Source organism: Primorskyibacter flagellatus, assembly GCF_014638275.1.
Lineage (GTDB): Bacteria > Pseudomonadota > Alphaproteobacteria > Rhodobacterales > Rhodobacteraceae > Pseudooceanicola > Pseudooceanicola flagellatus_A.
This window is the reverse complement of sequence record NZ_BMFJ01000007.1, coordinates 16,981-36,201: the sequence shown is the minus strand read 5'-3', so window position 1 is coordinate 36,201 and position 19,221 is coordinate 16,981. Positions and strand designations below refer to the sequence as shown.

Here is a 19,221-nt window from a genome sequence, read left to right as displayed (position 1 = left end):
AAATCTAACGAATCCCACCGGACATCCGGTGGCAACGTCAAAGGGAGGAAACCAATGACACACTTCACCCGCCGGACCGCTCTTGCGGCCGCACTTGTCGCAACCACGGCCATCATCCTGCCGGGTCTGGCCCTTGCCCAGGAGAAGCCCACGCTGCGCCTGTCTTCGGTCGTGTCCGAGAACGACATCCGCGCCGAGGCCTTCGCCGAGATCGCCGAGGCGGTGTCGGACAGCTTTGACATGCAGGTATTCAACGGTGCGACGCTGGTGGCGCAGGGGTCCGAGATGACCTCGATCCAGCGCGGCAACCTGGAGATGGGCCTGATCGCGCCGCAGACCATCGCGGAACAGATCCCGGCCTGGTCCATCGTGACCTCCGCCTACCTGTTCAGCGATGCCGCTCATCTGAAAGCCACCTTCGACAGCGACGTCGGCGAGGAGCTGAACGCCATGGCCGCCGATGCGGGGATCCATGTCCTTGCCCCCGTCTACTTCGGCACCCGGCAGGTGAACCTGGCGCCCGAGAAAGAGATCATGAAGCCCGAGGATCTTTCCGGCATTACCATGCGGATGCCCGGCGGCGACGCCTGGCAGTTCCTGGGCGAGGCCATCGGCGCCAACCCGACCCCGCTGGCCTATGCCGAGGTCTACACCGCCCTGCAGACTGGCGCGATCGACGGTCAGGACAACCCGCTGCCGAACGACTACAACATGAAGTTCTACGAGGTGACGAGCCAGATCGTCCTGACCGGGCATCTCATCGGCTTTGACGTGCTGGCGATCAGCAAGGAGCTGTGGGACGGGTTCACGCCCGAGCAGCAGGAAACCCTGCAAAGCGCGGTGGATGCCGCGATCGCCAAGTCCACGCAGCGCCATCTGGACCGCGAGGCGGAGCTGGTGCAGTTCTTCAAGGACGAAGGCCTGAAGGTATACGAACCCGACCGGATCGCCTTCCGCGACTTTGCCCAGAAGAAATACCTCGAGTCCGAATTTGCCGCGAGCTGGCCGGACGGCATGGTAGACCGCATCAACGCACTGGCGGAATAAGCCGCGCCACCCCTGACACCGCCGGACCCGCCGCACGCGGGTCCGGCGCATGCGGAATATGACCATGACCACCCCGTCCCGACCGATCCGAACCCTGCGCGGCCTGGCCGAAGCGGTTCCGGCGATCCTGCTGGCCACGATGTTCCTCTGCTTCATCATCCAGGTCTTCATGCGCTACGTCATGAACAGCCCCGTCGGCTGGACGGTGGAGATCTGCGTCATCGCCTGGCTCTGGATCCTGCTCTGGGGGCAGTCCGTTTCGGCCGAGGAGAGTGACGAGATCCGGTTCGACATCGTCTACGGCAGCGCCCGGCCCGCGGTGCGCCGGTGGTTCCGCGTCGCCTTTTCGGTCGTGCTGGTCGGCATCTACGCCTGGTCGCTGCCCGCGCTCTGGGACTTCGTGACCTTCATGAAGATCCAGAAGACCTCTTACCTCGATATCCGGTTCAACTGGGTCTATTCGATCGCGCTTGTCTTCTCGGTCGTCTCGATCCTGCGCTATGCATGGATCTTCTGGGGTGCGCTGAGCGGGCGGGACACGGGCCAGTCCAGCATCGAGGATATCGGACGCAAGGATTTCTCCGAATGAGCTGGGAATTCGGCGCCGCCGTCGCGCTCATCATCTCTTCCGCGATCATCGGTCTGCCGATCGGCCATGCGATGCTCGCCTCCTCTGTGTTCTACCTGCTGCTGCAGGGGCAGGACATGTCCATCGCCTTCGAACAGATGCTGACCGGGCTCTACGGATCCTACGTGCTGCTGGCGATCCCGCTGTTCATCTTCGCGGCGGACCTGATGAACGTCGGGTCGCTGTCGGACCGGCTGCTGGATTTCTGCCGTGCGCTGGTCGGCCGGTTCCGGGGCGGGCTGGGGCATGTGAACGTCGTGTCATCGCTGATCTTCTCGGGCATGTCCGGATCGGCGATCGCGGATGCGGTCGGCATGGGGCGGATCATCATCAACCTGATGACCAAGGACGGGAAATATCCCGGGGCCTATGCCGGGGCGATCACCGCGGCCTCTGCCATCATCGGGCCGATCATCCCGCCGTCGATCCCGATGGTGCTCTATGCGCTGGTCTCCGACACCTCCATCGGGTTCCTGTTCCTCGGCGGCGTGGTGCCGGGCCTGATCCTCGGCGTGCTGCTGATGGCGATGAACGCCTGGCAGGCACGCATCCACGACTACCCGGTGGAAGACCCGGTGCCGCTGCGGGAGATGCCGCGCATCACCCTGCGTGCGGTTCCCGCGCTACTGATGCCGGTGATCCTGCTGGTCGGCATCTACGGCGGCATCACCACCCCGACCGAGGCCGCCGCGCTTGCCGCGCTCTACGCCTTCCTCGTGTCGACGGTTTTCTACCGGTCCGTCACCCTGCGCATGGCCTACCAGACCGTCCGGCAGAGCGCGAAGTCCACCGCGGCGGTCGGCTTCCTGATCGCGGGCGCGCTGGCCTTCAACTACGTGGTGACGATCGAGCAGGTGCCCAATGTCATCCGCGGTGCCCTGGGCGAGACGGAGCTGACCCGCTGGAGCTTCCTGCTGATGGTCAACGCGATGCTGCTGCTTCTCGGCTGCCTGCTTGAGGCGAACGCGATCCTGCTGGTCATCGTGCCGATCTTCCTGCCGACGGCCGTCGCGCTTGGCGTGGACCCGGTGCATTTCGGCGTGATCGTGGTGGTCAACACGATGATCGGCCTCGCGACGCCGCCCTACGGGCTGCTGTTGTTCGTGGTCACCTCCATCACCCGGTCGCCGATCCGCGACACGATCCGGCATCTGCTGCCCTTTCTCGCCATCATGATCGCCGGCCTGGCCATCATCACCTTCCTGCCCGAGCTCGTCCTCTGGCTTCCCCGGCTTTACGGCTACAACGGCTGATCCAAGGAGTTCTTCGCGATGTCCGACACGCTGCTCATCATCAACGGGCCCAACCTCGACATGCTCGGCACGCGCCAGCCCGAGGTCTACGGCCACGACACGCTGGCAGATGTGGAGGCCCTGTGCGAGCGCACCGCGAAGGAGGAAGGCTTTGCCATCGATTTCCGGCAAAGCGACAGCGAGGCCGAGATCATGAAATGGATCAAGCAGGGGCGGGGCTCCACGGCGGGGCTGCTGATCAACCCGGCGGGGTTCACCTCCACCTCCATCGCGATCCTCGACAGCCTGCTGATCTACGACCGCCCGATCATCGAGGTGCATATCTCTCCGCTGTTCAAGCGCGACGAATTCCGCCATCCCAGCCACGTGTCGCGCGCCGCCGCCGCCAAGATCGAGGGTTTCGGCATCCGCGGCTACGAATTCGCCCTGCGCAAGCTGGCAGAGTGGGCGCGGGCCTGATCCCGCGAAAAACTTTGAACCCGGTCGCGTTCCCGTCCGACGAAGGGCCATGAGAACCATGATGGCATGGTTCCGACAGACCCGGAGACGATCATCATGACGACCAGACGCGCCCTCATCGCCCTTTCCGCCGCAGCGGTCACCTGCGCCGCAACCCTTCTCATGGCCGCCGACACGACCACCGTGACGATCGACGGCTTTGCCTTCTCGCCCAAGAAGATCGTGGTGAAGGCAGGCAGCGCCGTCACGTTCGTGAACCGCGACGGCGCGCCCCATACCGCCACCGCGACCAACGGAGCCTTCGACACGGGCAATCTTGGCAAGGGGTCGGAAAAGACGGTCACCTTCGACACGCCGGGAACCTATGGCTACATCTGTTCCTACCATCCCTCCATGAAGGGCACCGTCGTGGTGGAATGACCGGCGGGCGCGATCCCGGTCGCGGGTTCGCGCCCTGTCGTCCGCACCGACCAAAAAACCTGCCGCCACCGACGGGCTGTCAAGGAACTGTCGTGTCGGGTTGTTAACCTTCGCGGACCCTCATCCAACGAAGGACCAGCCGACCGATGAAATCCGTTCTCCTCTCCGCCGCCATTGCTGCCCTCATGGCCACCGGCGCCCTTGCCGACGTGACCGGCAAGCTGGTGCTCTACACCTCTCAGCCGAACGAGGATGCGCAGCGGACCGTCGATGCCTTCAAGGCCGAATACCCCCAGGTCGAGGTCGAGTGGTTCCGCGACGGGACGACGAAGGTGATGGCCAAGCTGATGGCGGAATTCGAAGCCGGCGCACCGCAGCCCGACGTGCTGCTGATCGCCGACACCGTCACGATGGAGGGGCTGGAGGCCGAAGGCCGTCTGATGGCCTATCCGGAGGCGGACGTTTCGGCCTATGACCCGTCGCTGATGGATGCGGAGGGCCACTATTTCTCGACCAAGCTGATTACTACCGGCATCATCTACAACACTGCCGCGACCATGATCCCGACCTCCTACAAGGACCTGCTGAAGCCGGAGGCCAAGGGCAATATCGCCATGCCCTCGCCGCTGACCTCGGGTGCGGCGACGATCCACATGGTCTCTGTCACCTCGCATCCCGATCTGGGCTGGGAGATGTACGAGGGCCTGGCCGAACAGGGTGCAAACCCGCAGGGCGGCAATGGCGGCGTCTACAAGGCCGTCGCGGGCGGTGAGCAGCTTTACGGCTTTGTCGTCGACTTCCTGCCGATCCGGGAAAAGGCCAATGGCGCCCCGGTGGAGTTCGTCTTCCCCGAGGAAGGCGTGTCCTACGTGACGGAGCCCGCCGCGATCCTGTCGACCGCGCAGAACCCGGAGGCGGCCAGGGCCTTCATCGATTTCCTGATCTCGGAAAAGGGTCAGCAACTGGCGTCCGACATGGGTTACCTGCCCGCGCATCCGGGCGTGACTCCGCCCGCCGGCTACCCGGCATTGGGCGACATCAAGCTGCTGCCGTTCGACGCCGCCAAGGCGCTGGCCGAAGACATGGACAACAAGAAGCGGTTCACCGAGATCTTTGGTGGCTGACCGGACATACATGGGTCTGGCACGCGGCGAGGGCCTCACCCTCGCCGCGCTTTGCATTTTCGGCGCGGTGCTGTTCGCCCTGCCGCTTGGCCTGCTGGCGAAGGTCGGGCTGACCGGGGGCGGCCTGCCCTCGCTCGACCCCCTGCGCGAGGCGCTGGCGAGCGGATCGGTAAGGCGGGCGGCGTGGAACAGCCTGGAAAGCTCGGCGCTGTCGGGTCTGGCCGCACTGGTGCTGGGGACCGGTCTTGCGCTGATCCTCGGGCTGAGCGACGTGCGGGCCAAGGGGGTGGCGGTCTTTGCGCTGCTGCTGCCGATGATGATCCCGCCGCAGGTGACGGCAATTGCCTGGGTGCAGGCGCTCGGGCCGAGCAGCGTGGTTTTGAACACGCTCGGCCTCGCCCCGCCGCCGGGGTCAGCGCATCCGCTGTATACGCCGTTCGGGGTCATGCTGCTGCTCTCGGTCCAGCATACGCCGCTGGTGCTGCTGGTGGTGCTGGCCGCGCTGCGCACCCTCCCGCGCGAGATGACGGAGGCCGCGCGGATCTTCGGTGCCCGCCCGTTCCGCCTGCTGCGGCGGGTGATCCTGCCCCTGCTCGCGCCGACCCTTGCGGCGGGGTTCATGCTGGCCTTTGTCTCGGCGCTCGGGAATTTTGGCATTCTGGCGATCCTCGGGATCCCCGCGCGCTATACCACGCTGCCGGTGCTGATCTGGAACCGGCTGTCGAGCTTCGGCCCCGGTGCGCTGGCGGATGTTGCCGTGATCTCGATGCTGCTGGCCGGGGTCAGCCTTGTTGCCATCGCGCTGCAGTTCGCCATGCAACGCAGGATGAGGTCGGCGGTCGTCGGACCGCCGCAGCCGCCCCTGCGCATCGCGCTCGGCCCGCTTCGGCCGGTGGCGGAGGGGGTGCTGGCGGTCTATGTCGCAATCACACTGCTGTTGCCTCTGACCGCGCTGACGGCAACCGCGCTTGTGAAGACCTACGGACTGCCGCTGACCGCCGAAACGCTGACCTTCGGCAACTTCGCGGAGGTGCTGCTGCGGCAGGGGTCCACCCTGCGGGCCTTCGGCAATTCCACCCTGGTGGCGGGCGGCGCTGCACTGGTGATCGCGGGACTGGCGATCCTGATCGGCCATGCCGCGACCCGCAGGGGAGGGGGGCTGCCGCGCCGCTTCGGGGCCGGCTTCGCCACGGTGGCGGATGTGAGCTATGCGATCCCGGGCCTCGTCATCTCCATCGCGTTCATCCTGACCTTCATCCGCCCGCTGCCGGTGGTCGGGGTGTCGCTTTACAACACGCTCGGCATCATCTTCCTGGCCTATCTGACGGCCTTCCTGTCGATCGGATTGAAAAGCGTCGTCGCGGCCTACGGGCAGCTCGACCCGGCGCTGGAGGACGCGGCGCGGGTGTCTGGCGCGCGCTACGGCATGCGGATGCGCCGGGTCTTCGCGCCGCTGGTGGCCCCGGCGGCGGCCTCGGGCGCGATCCTTGTGTTCCTGACGGCCTACAATGAGGTGACGGTGTCCGCCCTTCTCTGGTCTACGGGGAACGAGACGATCGGCACGGCGATCTTCAACTACGAGGACGGCGGGTACACGACACTGGCGGCGGCGATGTCCTGCGTGACGGTGGTGGCGACGATGCTGCTGATGGCGGCACTGGACCGGGTCGGGCGGCGGTTGCCGCCGGGGGTCGTGCCATGGCGGGCGTGAGGATCAGGCGGGGAGCGGCCAGCCGCCGGTCAGGCTGAGCGCGATCCTGTCGCCGTCGCGCAGCGGGTTCGGGGCCGAGACCGGCAGCGGGTCGTCAAGCCCGGCGACATGGGCCGATGCTTCCCACACGCCGCCGCGGTAGGTGGCGCTGTCGATGCGCGCGGGGACACCGTCACCAAGGCGGATGTTGCCGGGGCGCAGCACGATACGCGCGGGGCCGTCCGGCGCATCGGGGAGGGGGAGGCGGAAGGGCCCTATATCGGCCTCACCGCCCGCCACATGGCCCGTCACGACGGCGGCCCGGCCGATGAACTGCGCGACCTGTTCGGTTGCAGGTCGGTCGTGGATCTCCTGCGGGGTGCCGGTCTGGAGGAAGGCGCCGTCCCACATCACCGCGATCCGGTCGGCCAGCGACATCGCCTCGCGCTGGTCGTGGGTGATGTAGAGCGTGGTGGCGCCGCTCTGTTTGTGGAATCGCGCGATCTCTCCCTCCATCCGGTCGCGGAGATGGGGGTCGAGATTGGCCAGCGGTTCGTCCATCAGAACGGTCCGAGCCCCGCTTGCCAGACAGCGCGCCAGGGCGACCCGCTGCCGTTGACCGCCCGACAGCTCCGCCGGGGGGCGAGTGGCGAGGGGGGCGAGATCGACCAGCGACAGGCTCTGATCCGCGATGGCCCGCGCCTCTGAGCGGGAGGCGCCCCGTGCCTCGGCCGGGAAGGCGACGTTGTCGCGCACGTTCATATGCGGCCAGAGCGCATAGGACTGGAAGATCAGCCCGACGGAGCGGTCTTCGGGCGGCACATGGCGGGCCGGTGCGGACATCTCAACGCCGCCGATCTCGATCCGGCCGGAATCGACCCGGTCCAGTCCGGCGATCAGCCGCAGAAGGGTGGACTTGCCGCAGCCGGAGGGGCCAAGGATGACGAAGAACTCCCCGTCCGCGATCCGGGCCGTGATCTCACGCACCGCCGCCGTTCCCGCGAACCGCCTGCTCACGCCTTCCAGTAAGACCGACATTCGACACTCCGGCACACCCGGCACGCCGGGTATCGGGAACGGACCGGGGATGCAATGAACGCCGGAGGGCGTCATGAAAACTTCACGGACGATGCGGCCTGCGCGGAGCCCCGACGTCAGAGGGCGACGCAATCCGCGAAATACCGCGCCTCGCCGTTGTCTCCGACCTCCTGCACCAGCCCGTGGATATCCGTCTCGAAACCGGGGCATTCGCGGGCGAATTCGCGGTTGAAGCGGAGGTAGTCCACGATTTCCTTGCTGAAGACCTCGCCCGGAACTAGCAGGGGAATGCCGGGCGGGTAGGGGGTAACGAGGCTGGTGGTCACGCGCCCCTCCAGATCGTCGATCGCCACCCGTTCGGTCTGTCGCCGGGCGATATGGGAAAACGCGTCCAACGGCGACATGGCGGGGCGGTGATCGCCGAGGTAGATCTCCGTCGACAGCCGCGCGACGTCGTATTTCGCATAGAGGCTGTGGACGTGCTGGCACAGGTCGTTCAGCCCCATGTGTTCGTAGCGCGGCTGCTTGGCGCAGAATTCCGGCATGACCCGCCAGAGCGGCTGGTTGCGGTCGTAGTCGTCCTTGCATTGCTGAAGCGCGGCGAGGAGCGTGTTCCACCGCCCCTTGGTGATGCCGATGGTGAACATGATGAAGAAGCTGTAGAGCCCGGTCTTTTCGACCACGACTCCGTGTTCGGTCAGGTACTTGGACACGATGGACGCGGGAATGCCCCGTTCGGCAAAGAAGCCGTCGATATTCAGCCCCGGCGTGATGATCGTCGCCTTGATCGGGTCAAGCATGTTGAACCCGCGGGCCATGTCGCCGAACCCGTGCCATGCGTCCTCGCCCGAGCTTTCGACGGCCTCGCTGTCGGTCTTCTTCAGCTCCCAGTCCTTGGCACGGCCGACGCCTTCCTCGGCCAGGTTGTCCGGGCCCCAGACCTGGAACCACCAGTCGTTGCCGTATTCCTCATCGACCTTGCGCATGGCGCGGCGGAAATCGAGCGCCTCGGTCAGGCTTTCCTCGACCAGCGCGGTGCCGCCCGGTGGTTCCATCATCGCGGCAGCCACGTCGCAGCTGGCGATGATCGAATACTGCGGGCTGGTCGACGTGTGCATGAGGTAGGATTCATTGAAGAGGTGGCGGTCGAACATGCCGTCCTCGGAATCCTTGACGAGCACATGGCTGGCCTGGCTGATCCCGGCCAGCAGCTTGTGCACGGACTGGGTCGCGTAGGTCACCGAATGCTTGGTGCGCGCGCGCTTGCGGCCCATTGCGTGATAGGTGCCGTAGAAGGGATGGAAGGCGGCGTGCGGCAGCCAGGCCTCGTCGAAATGCAGTGTGTCGACATAGCCGTCGAGCAGCTCTTTCACCACCTCGGTATTGTAGAGCACACCGTCATAGGTCGACTGCGTCAGGGACAGGATGCGTGGCTTCACGGTCTCCGGATCGACCCCTTCGAGCAATGGGTTGGCGCGGATCTTCTCCTTGATCGCTTCGGGTTCGAACTCCGACCGCTGGATCGGGCCGATGATGCCCCAGTGATTGCGCGTCGGCTTGAGGAAGATCGGGATCGCGCCGGTCATGATGATCGAATGCAGCACCGACTTGTGGCAGTTGCGGTCCACCAGAACCACGTCCCCGGGGGCGACATTGTGGTGCCAGACCATCTTGTTCGAGGTGGAGGTGCCGTTGGTCACGAAGAAGCAGTGGTCGGCGTTGAAGATCCGCGCGGCGTTCTTCTCGGACGCGCCGATTGCGCCGTTGTGATCCAGCAGCTGGCCCAGCTCCTCGACGGAGTTGCAGACGTCCGCCCGCAGCATGTTCTCACCGTAGAACTGGTGGTACATCTGCCCGATCGGCGATTTCAGGAAGGCCACCCCGCCGGAATGGCCGGGACAGTGCCAGGAATAGGACCCGTCCTCGGCATAGTCGAGCAGCGCCTTGAAGAACGGCGGCTGGATGAATTCGAGGTAGTTCTTCGCCTCGCGGATGATGTGCCGGGCAACGAATTCCGGCGTGTCCTCGAATGCGTGGATAAAGCCGTGCAGTTCGCGCAGCACGTCGTTCGGCAGGTGGCGGGAGGTCTTGGTCTCGCCATAGACATAGATCGGAACATCCTCGTTCTTGGCGCGCACCTCCTCGATGAAGGTCCTCAGGTTCAGCACGGCGGGGTCGAGATCGGGGCCGGGGCTGAACTCCTCGTCGTCAATGGACAGGACGAAAGCCGACGCGCGGCTCTGCTGCTGCGCGAACTGCGACAGGTCGCCGTAGCTGGTCGCGCCCAGCACCTCGAACCCCTCGGCCTCGATGGCCTGGGCGAGCGAGCGGATCCCGAGGCCCGAGGTGTTCTCGGATCGGAAATCCTCGTCGATGATGACGATGGGAAAATGGAACTTCATCAGTCAGTCCTCGATGCGGTCGGCGCTGTGCGACTGTGTCGAAGTCTGGGGCCGCAACGTCAAGCCCAAGAAGCGGGCAGGGCGGTCACATTGTCCGCAATCCGCCGGTGATCCGCCCCGGTCTAGCCCGCCGGGGCGATCTCCTCCAGCCCGCACCATTCCGCGATGAACAGCGCGATGGTGCCGGTGATCTTGCGGACGGAGGACAGGCTGACCTTCTCGTCGAACCCGTGGATCGCCTGTGACACCGGGCCGTAGACCAGGCAGGGCGTGTCCGCGTAGATCACGAAGACCCGCCCGTCGAGGTATCCGGGCGTCACGATGGTTCCGAGCGGGTCCGCGAAGCTGGCGAAATGCGACCGGGCAAGCGTTTCCTCGGCCTCGGACCCCGGTTCCAGCACGTAGCCGCGGGCGTAGAAGCCGTTGAACGTGACCTCGGGCAGCCGGTTGGCGAGGAAGGGGATGGTGGCGGCGGTGTCGCGGATGCAGGATTCGATCTCGGCCGCAGCGGCGTCGGGGTCCTGATCGGGATAGATCGCGATGCGGCAGTCGAAGCTGCACCACGCCGGCACTGTGGAAGCCCAGTCTCCGCCCTCGATCCGGCCGACGTTGAAATTGATCGGGTGTTCGACATCCTCGAAGAAGCGGTGTTTGGACTGGTCGTCGTTCCAGCGCGCCTCAAGCCCGCGCAGCCCCTCGATGATCCGGTAGGCCGCGCCGATGGCGTCGCCGCCCGTACCGGCCTCGCGGACATGCACGGGCTGGCCGGTGAGCCGCACGTTGAACCAGAGCACGCCGACATTCGCGCGCACCAGCTTGTCGTCCTCCGGCTCCGGGATGATGGCGGCATCCGCGCGATACCCCCGGACGAGACAGGCGAGCGCGCCGTTGCCGGTGCACTCCTCCTCGATCACCGACTGCTGGTAAAGCGTCGCGGCAGGCCGGTATCCCAGCCTTGCCAGCGCATCGACGGCAAAGATGTTCGCGGCAATCCCGGCCTTCATGTCGCCCGACCCGCGCCCGTACAGCCAGTCGCCTTCGCGCCGGGGTTCGAAGGGCGGTTGGCTCCACATCTCGGCAGGACCGGTCGGGACGACATCGACATGTCCGTTCAGGATCAGGCTGCGACCCTGTTCCGCCTTCGGCCTCAGCGTCCCCACGACATTGTAGGCGTTGGAATAATCGACCGTGACCGGCGAAAAACCGGGGTGATGGCGTATCTCCTCCGGGTCGATGCGCCAGCGGTCGAGGTCATAGCCCCGCTGGCTGAGCGCCCGCGCGAGGAAGTCCTGCGCGGTCTGCTCCTGCCCGCGCAGGGAGGGATAGCGGATCAGATCCTCGGTAAACCGGATCTGGTCTTCGAACCCCGCGTCAACGGCGGCGAGGATGCGGTGTCTGAGGTCGGCGGTCAGGGTCATGCGGTCTGGTCCTCGTCCGGTTCGGAAAGACATGCGCCGACCCTACCCGTTCCCGCCCGGCAAGTCCTTTGAAACATGGCGGTCCTGCTGCACAATGTCAGATTCGATGGCCCTTCGGGCAGACGATCCGAAGGGGCGACCCGGGAACGCTGTTCGGACAATCACGGAAAACAACATAATCTTGATTAACGGGCGTCCGGTGCATCCACGACCTCCCCCCCGAACAGCCGCGCGGCCTCCTCTGGCGTGTAGCGGCCCAGACGGACGTCCTCGGCGACCAGCACCGGATCGCGGTCCTCGGGCCGGCCGTAGCCGCCGCCGCCCGGCGTGCGCACCCGCACCCGGTCGCCCGCGCGCAGGGCGATGTCCTGCGCCTTGGACAGGTGTTCGGGCACGAAACTGGTGCCGGACTGTGTAACCACGACCCGGTTGACGCCCCCGTCCGTACCGCCAAGCGCCCCCTGCGGACCGAACCGCCCGTGGTCCATCACGAAGCTCGCCCGCGCCGTTCCGCGCAGGATCTCGACCTCGTAGTCCAGCCCGAACCCGCCCCGATACCGCCCCGCCCCGCCGGATCCCTCGTGCAGGGCATAGCGGTGGTAAAGCACGGGAAACTGCTGCTCCATGATCTCCACCGGCGGCGACTTGGAAATGCCGATGGTGGAACAGCCGTTGGAGATCCCGTCGCCGCCCGCGTAGCCGCCGTAGCCGCCACCCGAAATCTGGTACATCACATAGCTCCGCCCCTCCTCCGGCACCTCTCCGCCAAGCGCGAAGTTGCCCGAGGATCCGGCGGGCGCGGCGGTGACGATGTCGGGCAGCGGCCCGACCAGCGCGGCAAAGACCGCCTCGGCAATGCGCTGGCTGACCTCGGCGGCGCAGCCCGAGACCGGGCGCGGATACTGCGCGTCGAGGAAGGTACCCGACGGCCGGATGATCTCCAGCGGTTCGAACGCACCGGCACTGATCGGCACCTCCGGAAAGATATGCCGCATGGCGAGGTAGACGGAGGACTGTGTCGTCGCCAGAACCGAGTTCATCGGCCCGGCACAGGGCGCGGAGGACCCGGTGAAATCGAAGGTCAGCCGCTCTCCGTCCGCTGTGATGGCCAGCCGGATCTCCAGCGGTTCGTTCACCACGCCGTCGCTGTCGACATGGGCGACCGAGGTATAGACCCCCGGCGGAATTCGCGCGATGTTCGCCCGCATCTGCTGCGCGGCACGGGTCCGAAGCTCTCCGATCGCCTCGCGCACGGTGTCGTCGCCATACCGGTCCAGCAGCCGTTTCAACCGGGTTTCCCCGACATAAAGCGCTGCCGCCTGCGCCTTGACGTCGCCGATTCGCTGGTCCGCGACGCGGATGTTGGAACAGATGATCCCGTAGATCTCCGGATCCAGCTCGCCCTCCTTGAACAGACGGACCGGGGGCAGTCGCAGCCCCTCCTGCTCCACCGCCGTGGCGGAGGCCGAGAAGCCGCCGGGCACGGCCCCGCCGGTGTCGGGCCAGTGGCCGGTGTTGGACAGCCAGCAGAAGATTTCTCCGTCCCGCCAGACCGGCATGGCGAAACGCACATCCATCAGATGCGTGCCGCCGAGATAGGGATCGTTGACGATGTAGATGTCGCCGGGCTTCGGCGCGACGGCGCGGCCCTCCGCGATCATCCCGATCAGCGTCCGCGTGGAGAACTGCATCGTGCCGACAAAGACCGGCAGGCCCATGGAGCCCTGCGCGATCAGGCTGCCGTCCTCCGCCGAATAGATCCCGTCGGAGCGGTCGTTGGCCTCCGCGATCACCGGGGAAAAGGCGGCGCGGGAAAAGCTCAGGTCCATCTCGTCGCAGACCTGCTGCAGCCCGGACTGGATGACGGTGAGGGTGATCGGGTCGATCATGTTCGGGCTCCTGGGCGGGCGGAGGGGGCAGGAAGCCTCCGGCGGGAGTATTTCCGGCAAGATGAAGCGCGCGAGGCCCGGGCTTCATCTTGCTTCAAATACTCGATGGCGCAGCGGGTCACGATCTGCCCCCCACGGTGACGATCAGGTTGCCATCCGCATCCTGCACGGCGCTGTCGCCCGGTTCCATCACAAGCGTGCAGTCCATCTGTTCGACGATGGCCGGGCCGGTGAGCATGGCATCGGCGGGCAGGTGGTCGCGCCAGTAGACAGGCGTGTCGGTCCAGTCGTCGAAATACACGGCACGCGTGCCGCTCCGGGCCTCGGCCAGGGTGGCGCGGCGGCCGGAGGTGTCGATCAGCAGCGACAGGTCGACCTCGGGCCGGCGGCCGATGACCGATGTGTTGACGTTGACCAGAGCGGGGCGGATCTCCGGCAGACGCACCTGGAAGCGGCGGAAATAGGCCTCTTCGAACAGCGCCTGCAGCGCCTCGCGCGTCGGCACGGCGTCCGGCAGCGGCACACGGAGGAGATGGGTCTGGCCGATGAACTGCATGTCGACGGAATGCACGACCCGCAGCTCGGCGATCTCGACCCGCTCACGCTCCACAGCCGCGGTGCCGCTGGCGACCTGCGCGGCGAAGGCGGCGTGTACCTCCGCCATGTCGCAAAGGTCGAGGGGGCGGTTGATGGTCTGCACGAAATCATGCCTCAGGTCCGCGACGATGCAGCCGAGCGCATTGGTGATGCCGGGGCGCGCCGGGACCAGCACGCGCGGCACGCCCAGTTCGCGGGCGATGGCGCAGGCGTGCAATGGCCCCGCCCCGCCGAAGGCGAAAAGCGCGAAGTCGCGCGGATCCTCGCCAAGCGAGATCGACACCATGCGCACCGCATCCGCCATCTTCGCCGTCGCGATCCGCAGGACCGCCGCCGCCGCCGTCACCGGGTCCAGCCCGAGCGGCGCACCGACTTTCGCGGCGAAAGCGTCCCGGATGGTGTCGAGCGATACGCCCCCCGCCCCGGTATTGAGCCGGTCCGGGTTCATCCGGCCAAGCAGCATGTTGGCGTCCGAGATCGTCGGCTCCGTCCCGCCCTTGCCATAGCAGATCGGCCCGGGCACGGAGCCCGCGCTGTCCGGGCCGACCTGCAGCAGCCCCGCCGCGTTGACCCGCGCGATGGAGCCGCCGCCCGCGCCGACGGTGCGCACATCGACCATGGGGACGTGGATCGGCATGGCATATTCGATTTCGATCTCGTGGGACACCGCCGGATCCGCCCCCCGGATCATCGCCACGTCGGTGGAGGTCCCGCCCATGTCATAGGTCAGCAGGTCCGGGATGCCCGCCCGCCGCCCGGTATAGGCCGCCGCCATGACGCCCGAGGCGGGGCCGGACATCACCGTCTTGGCGGCCTCCTCCGCCACGATGCGGGCCGACACCATGCCGCCGTTGCCGTTCATCACCAGCAGGTCGCGCCCGTATCCCCGCTCGGCCAGCCGGTCCGCAAGCCGTTCGACATACCGCCTGAGCAGCGGCTGGACGGAGGCATTGACCGCCGCCGTCACCCCCCGCTCGTACTCCCGGCTTTCCGACAGCAGCGCGTGGCCGAGGGTGATGTTGCCGTTCGGCCATTCCTCGCGCGCGATCTCTCCGGCGCGCAGTTCGTGGGCGGGGTTGGCGTAGGCGTGCAGGAAATGGATCACCAGCGCCTCGCAGTCTTCCGCCACCAGCTGCCGGAGCGCGGCGCGCAGCGCATCCTCGTCCAGCGCGCGGTGTTCGGTGCCGTTGGCCAGCATCCGCTCGGGCACCTCGAGCCGCAGGTCGCGGGGGATCAGGGGAACGAACTGGCCACGCATCCCGTAGGCCTGCGGTCGGGTGCGCCGCCCCAGTTCCAGCACGTCGCGGAAGCCTTCGGTCGTGATCAGCCCGGTCTTGCACAGCCGCCGTTCCAGAACGGCATTGGTGGTCGTCGTCGTGCCATGCACGATGAGGTCCAGCGCCGCCGCATCGACGTCCGCCGCGTCGAGCGCCGCGAGCACGCCATGCGCCTGGTTGTCCAGCGTCGTCGGCACCTTGGCCAGCCGCACCCGGCCCGCCCGGCTGTCGTAATGCACGAGGTCGGTGAAGGTCCCGCCCACGTCGATGCCGGCGAAGCTGCCGGTCAGGTCTGTCCGGGTCATTCAGTGCCCCTTGGCGAGAATGGCCGCACGCACCCGGTCCGGGGTGGCGGGCAGGTGGTGGATCCGTGCGCCCGAGGCATGGGCGATGGCGTTCAGCACGGCGGGCGCTGTCGGGATCAGGCAGTGTTCGCCCAGCCCCTTGGCGCCGTAGGGGCCGTGCATGTCACCGCTCTCGATCAGGATCGACTCTATCGCGGGGACGTCGCCGATGGTGGGGATCAGGTAGTCGTGCAGGTTCTCCGTCCGGCCCGGAATGAAGGATTCCATCATCGCCAGGCCAATGCCCTGCGCGATGCCGCCCTCGATCTGACCTTCGGCCAGCAGGGGGTTGATCGCGCGGCCGACGTCATGCGCGGCGGTGAATTTCAGCAGGCGGACGGTGCCCAGTTCCATGTCCACCTCAAGCTCCACCATCTGCGCCGCCGTGCCGAAGACGGCATAGGGCGACCCCTGACCGTTGGCGTCCATCGGCAGGGTCGGCGGATCGTAGGTCTCCACCACCTCCAGCGCATAGCCCTCGGCCTCGGGCAGGGGCACGCGGCGGGTCACGCCGTCCTCCGTCAGGGCGATGCCGTCCCCGGCAGGGGTGATCTCGGCCCCCTGCCCGCCGTTGCCTAGCCGCAGGATCTGCGCCCGCAAGGCCTCTCCCGCCAGCCGCGCGGCATTGCCGGTCACGAAGGTCTGGCGCGAGGCCGAGGTCTTGCCCGCGTCCGGGGTCACATCCGTATCCGCGCCGACAAGCGTCACGGCAGATACCGGCACGCCAAGCGCGGTGGCGAAGATCTGGGCGATCACGGTGTTCGACCCCTGCCCGATGTCCACCGCACCCTGATGCAGCATGACCTCTCCCGCCGGGGTCACACCCGCGCGGATGGTCGAGGGGTTGGACATGGAGGTGTTGCCGCAGCCGTACCATCCCCCCGCCACGCCGACACCGCGCCGCCGGGCCGGACGGGCCGCGTTATGCGCTTCCGCCTCTGCCAGCGCCCGGTCCCATTCGGGTTTCAGTGCGTCGAAACAGGCATCGATTCCCATGCCGGTCTCGAACACCTGTCCGGTGACGGTCGGTTCTCCGTTGCGGATCGCGTTGCGGCGGCGCAGCTCCAGCCGGTCGATGCCAAGCCGGTCCGCCAGCATGTCGTAAAGCTGTTCCTGCGCGACGGCGGACTGCGGCACGCCGAACCCGCGGAACGCCCCGCAGGAAACGGTGTTGGTGTGGATCCCGGCGCTCTTCGCCTCGTAATTCGGGGTCAGGTAGGGGCCGGAGGCATGGATCGGCACGCGGTTCGCCACGGTCGGACCCCAGCTTGAATACGCCCCCGTATTGAACACGCCATCGAAGGTCGCCGCGACGATCCGTCCGTCCTCGTCCGCGCCGATCTCCATGTGAACGGCGGACGGGTGGCGCTTGGTCGTCGTCGCGATGCTTTCGGTGCGGGTGTAGGCCATGCGCACGGGGCGGTCCAGGATCCAGGCTGCCAGCGCGACATAGGGCTGCGCGGACAGGTCCAGCTTCGACCCGAAGCCGCCGCCGACGGCGGTCGGCAGGATGCGGACATCTTCCGGCTTCAGGCCGAGGATACCGGCCAGCCCGTCGCGGTTCATGTAGGGGGCCTGGGTGCAGCAGCTGACCTCGATCCGGTTGCCGACGCGGCGGGCGCTGGCGGCCTCGGGCTCGATATAGGCGTGTTCGATGAAGCCGGTCGAGAAATCGCCGGAGACCCGGACCGACGCGCCCTTCATCGCCCCCGCCGCATCGCCGCGCGCCACGTAGCCCCGGCACATCACGTTGCCCGCGCGCGTCGGGTGCAGCAGATCGGCCTTCGCGGCGTCCTCCGGCGTCAGCACCGCCGGGCGCTCCTCCCAGGTGACGGGGAAGGGCGGAAGAGCGGCAAGAAGCTCTGCCGCACCGACAACGGCGGCGACGGGTTCGCCCCGGTACTTGGCCTCGTCCACGGCAAAGACCGGCTGGTCGATGAAACCGGGGATGACACCGAACAGGTTGTCGCCCGGCACGTCGGCGGCCGTCAGGATCAGGTCTAGCCCGGCCTCCTCGCGCCAGGACTCCAGGTCACCGAAGGTGAACGCGGCGCGGTGGTAGGGCGACCGGATGACCATCACGCTCAGCGCATCGGCGGGGGCGACATCGTCGCCGAACCGCTCTGTCCCCGACACCTTGGGCCAGCCGTCCAGCCGTTCGATCCGTGCGCCGACGCCGCCCTCTGCCACCGGATCCGACTCCGAGGCATCCAGCACCGCCGCGATGATCTTGCGATACCCGGTGCAGCGGCAAAGCACGCCGCCAAGCGCATCCGCCACCCGCGCCTCGTCCAGCGTCTGGCCGGAGCGCAGCAGGGCAACCGCCGACACCATCATGCCGGGCGTGCAAATGCCGCACTGCGCCGCCTGGTGCCGCTGGAACGACCGGGCGAGCCGCTGCGCCACCACGTCCCCTGCCACCAGCCCGGACTGGGTTTCCACCGCCCGCCCGCTGACCTGCCCGACGGCAGTCAGGCAGGCGCAGACCGGCGCGCCGTCCACCAGCACGGTGCAGGCCCCGCAGTCGCCAGCGTTGCAGCCGACCTTGACGTCCTTCGCCCCTGCGACCTCCCGCAGCACCTCCGACAGGCGGGCCGTTACCGGAGAGGGGATGGTGATCTCGTCCCCGTTCAGGGTGAAACCGATATGGCCCTTGGGTTCGTCAAGCGACATGAGCGGCCTCCATGGCCTGCGACAGGGTGCGGGAAATCAGGGTGCGGACGGACTCCGCCCGGTAGGCGGCAGAGGCGCGGACGTCGTCGATCGGCGACAGGTCCAGCGGGGCGGACGCGCAGATCGCCGGAACATCGGCCAGCGTCGCACCGGCCAGCGCGGCCTCCAGCGCGGGCAGTCGCCGGGCGACCGGGGAACAGGCCCCGACGGCGACACGAGCGCCCGCGATGCGGCCAGCCCGGGTTTCCACGACGGCCGCCACCATGGCGATGGAGATGACGAGGTATTTCCGCGCCCCGAGTTTCAGGAAGCCGCCCTGCCCCGGCACATCGGGGATCAGCAGCGCGGTCACGATCTCTCCGCCGCGCAGATTGGTCTGGCGCGGGCCGAGGATGAAGTCCGACAGCGCCACGCGCCGCGTGCCACCGGCCCCCGCGACCTCAACCTCCGCCTCCAGCGTCAGCAGCGCGGGCACCCCGTCGGCGGCGGGCGAAGCGTTGCAGATGTTGCCCGCCACCGTTCCGGCGTTCTGGATCTGGACCGACCCGACCTCCCGCGCGGCCAGCTTCAGACCGTCGAAACAGGGCGGCAGGGCGGCGCGGATCACATCCGTCCAGGTCGTCGCCGCGCCGATCCGCCAGCCGCTGCCGTCCCGCGTGATTCCGCGCAGCCCGGCCACGCCGGTCAGGTCGATCATCGCGGAGGGCGGCGCGCCGTCGCGCAGCGCCGGGTAGACATCCGTCCCCCCCGCCAGAAGCACGCCGCCCCCCTCCAGCAGCGCCAGGGCGGCATCCAGCGATTCGGGGCGGTGAAGCGTCATCCGGGCCTCTTTCCCGTTCCGGAGCGGTCCGGAACATCATTTGTGTGCAAACAATACGCCCACGGTAGGAACTTGCCTGAAAAGTTGTCAATCGCCGTGACAGCTTTCCCGCCGAAATTCGAAAATTGTTTGTGTACGAATG

At 67.3% G+C, this 19,221-nt stretch carries 14 protein-coding genes; 7 read left to right on the top strand and 7 right to left on the bottom strand.

Translation table 11 applies throughout. The features are described from left to right. Window positions 1–54: 54 nt before the first annotated feature. From dctP to IEV87_RS22610, 7 genes are all read left to right on the top strand, one after another. Window positions 55–1,047 (top strand): TRAP transporter substrate-binding protein DctP, encoded by a 993-nt coding sequence (gene dctP / locus IEV87_RS22640; protein ID WP_188479890.1) that lies wholly within the window; start codon window positions 55–57, stop codon window positions 1,045–1,047. A gap of 64 nt (window positions 1,048–1,111) precedes the next feature. Beyond that, window positions 1,112–1,636, top strand: coding sequence for a TRAP transporter small permease (locus IEV87_RS22635; RefSeq protein ID WP_188479889.1), 525 nt, complete (start codon window positions 1,112–1,114; stop codon window positions 1,634–1,636). Next, window positions 1,633–2,928, top strand: coding sequence for a TRAP transporter large permease (locus IEV87_RS22630; RefSeq protein ID WP_188479888.1), 1,296 nt, complete (start codon window positions 1,633–1,635; stop codon window positions 2,926–2,928). Before IEV87_RS22635 ends, IEV87_RS22630 begins: the two co-directional genes overlap by 4 nt. Before the next feature lie 18 nt (window positions 2,929–2,946). Beyond that, window positions 2,947–3,387 carry a type II 3-dehydroquinate dehydratase gene (locus tag IEV87_RS22625; protein ID WP_188479887.1) on the top strand — a complete coding sequence of 147 codons (441 nt, stop codon included), beginning with the start codon at window positions 2,947–2,949 and terminating at the stop codon, window positions 3,385–3,387. A gap of 96 nt (window positions 3,388–3,483) precedes the next feature. After that, a complete protein-coding gene (locus IEV87_RS22620; RefSeq protein ID WP_188479886.1) occupies window positions 3,484–3,807 on the top strand; it encodes a cupredoxin domain-containing protein in 324 nt (107 codons plus the stop codon). A 146-nt stretch (window positions 3,808–3,953) separates the two neighbouring features. Beyond that, window positions 3,954–4,931 carry an ABC transporter substrate-binding protein gene (locus IEV87_RS22615; protein ID WP_188479885.1) on the top strand — a complete coding sequence of 326 codons (978 nt, stop codon included), beginning with the start codon at window positions 3,954–3,956 and terminating at the stop codon, window positions 4,929–4,931. Continuing rightward, window positions 4,924–6,642 carry an ABC transporter permease gene (locus IEV87_RS22610; RefSeq protein ID WP_229737802.1) on the top strand — a complete coding sequence of 573 codons (1,719 nt, stop codon included), beginning with the start codon at window positions 4,924–4,926 and terminating at the stop codon, window positions 6,640–6,642. Before IEV87_RS22615 ends, IEV87_RS22610 begins: the two co-directional genes overlap by 8 nt. Window positions 6,643–6,645: 3 nt before the next feature. Here IEV87_RS22610 and IEV87_RS22605 read toward each other — a convergent pair whose 3' ends face one another. From IEV87_RS22605 to IEV87_RS22575, 7 genes are all read right to left on the bottom strand, one after another. Beyond that, window positions 6,646–7,659, bottom strand: coding sequence for an ABC transporter ATP-binding protein (locus tag IEV87_RS22605; RefSeq protein ID WP_188479884.1), 1,014 nt, complete (start codon window positions 7,657–7,659; stop codon window positions 6,646–6,648). A 116-nt stretch (window positions 7,660–7,775) separates the two neighbouring features. Beyond that, the gene (locus tag IEV87_RS22600) at window positions 7,776–10,061 is read right to left on the bottom strand and encodes an arginine/lysine/ornithine decarboxylase (protein ID WP_188479883.1); all 2,286 of its coding nucleotides are present in this window, start codon (window positions 10,059–10,061) and stop codon (window positions 7,776–7,778) included. Between the two features lie 122 nt (window positions 10,062–10,183). Further along, window positions 10,184–11,479, bottom strand: a complete 1,296-nt coding sequence (locus tag IEV87_RS22595) for an ArgE/DapE family deacylase (RefSeq protein WP_188479882.1) — start codon at window positions 11,477–11,479, stop codon at window positions 10,184–10,186. 185 nt (window positions 11,480–11,664) lie between these two features. Next, a complete protein-coding gene (locus tag IEV87_RS22590; protein WP_188479881.1) occupies window positions 11,665–13,368 on the bottom strand; it encodes a hydantoinase B/oxoprolinase family protein in 1,704 nt (567 codons plus the stop codon). Between the two features lie 118 nt (window positions 13,369–13,486). After that, on the bottom strand, window positions 13,487–15,547 hold the full coding sequence (locus IEV87_RS22585) for a hydantoinase/oxoprolinase family protein (protein ID WP_188479880.1): 2,061 nt from the start codon (window positions 15,545–15,547) through the stop codon (window positions 13,487–13,489). Next, window positions 15,548–18,259, bottom strand: a complete 2,712-nt coding sequence (locus tag IEV87_RS22580) for a molybdopterin-dependent oxidoreductase (RefSeq protein ID WP_188479879.1) — start codon at window positions 18,257–18,259, stop codon at window positions 15,548–15,550. Then, a complete protein-coding gene (locus IEV87_RS22575) occupies window positions 18,249–19,079 on the bottom strand; it encodes an FAD binding domain-containing protein (RefSeq protein WP_188479878.1) in 831 nt (276 codons plus the stop codon). Before IEV87_RS22575 ends, IEV87_RS22580 begins: the two co-directional genes overlap by 11 nt. Window positions 19,080–19,221 lie beyond the last annotated feature (142 nt).

Excerpts from the sequence above, each read along its gene's own strand:
- IEV87_RS22630 (WP_188479888.1), top strand. The coding sequence starts at position 1,633 with ATGAGCTGGGAATTCGGCGCCGCCGTCGCGCTCATCATCTCTTCCGCG.
- IEV87_RS22635 (WP_188479889.1), top strand. The coding sequence starts at position 1,112 with ATGACCACCCCGTCCCGACCGATCCGAACCCTGCGCGGCCTGGCCGAA.
- IEV87_RS22575 (WP_188479878.1), bottom strand. The coding sequence starts at position 19,079 with ATGACGCTTCACCGCCCCGAATCGCTGGATGCCGCCCTGGCGCTGCTG.
- IEV87_RS22600 (WP_188479883.1), bottom strand. The coding sequence starts at position 10,061 with ATGAAGTTCCATTTTCCCATCGTCATCATCGACGAGGATTTCCGATCC.
- IEV87_RS22595 (WP_188479882.1), bottom strand. The coding sequence starts at position 11,479 with ATGACCCTGACCGCCGACCTCAGACACCGCATCCTCGCCGCCGTTGAC.
- IEV87_RS22590 (WP_188479881.1), bottom strand. The coding sequence starts at position 13,368 with ATGATCGACCCGATCACCCTCACCGTCATCCAGTCCGGGCTGCAGCAG.
- dctP (WP_188479890.1), top strand. The coding sequence starts at position 55 with ATGACACACTTCACCCGCCGGACCGCTCTTGCGGCCGCACTTGTCGCA.
- IEV87_RS22605 (WP_188479884.1), bottom strand. The coding sequence starts at position 7,659 with ATGTCGGTCTTACTGGAAGGCGTGAGCAGGCGGTTCGCGGGAACGGCG.
- IEV87_RS22625 (WP_188479887.1), top strand. The coding sequence starts at position 2,947 with ATGTCCGACACGCTGCTCATCATCAACGGGCCCAACCTCGACATGCTC.
- IEV87_RS22620 (WP_188479886.1), top strand. The coding sequence starts at position 3,484 with ATGACGACCAGACGCGCCCTCATCGCCCTTTCCGCCGCAGCGGTCACC.
- IEV87_RS22615 (WP_188479885.1), top strand. The coding sequence starts at position 3,954 with ATGAAATCCGTTCTCCTCTCCGCCGCCATTGCTGCCCTCATGGCCACC.
- IEV87_RS22580 (WP_188479879.1), bottom strand. The coding sequence starts at position 18,259 with ATGTCGCTTGACGAACCCAAGGGCCATATCGGTTTCACCCTGAACGGG.
- IEV87_RS22585 (WP_188479880.1), bottom strand. The coding sequence starts at position 15,547 with ATGACCCGGACAGACCTGACCGGCAGCTTCGCCGGCATCGACGTGGGC.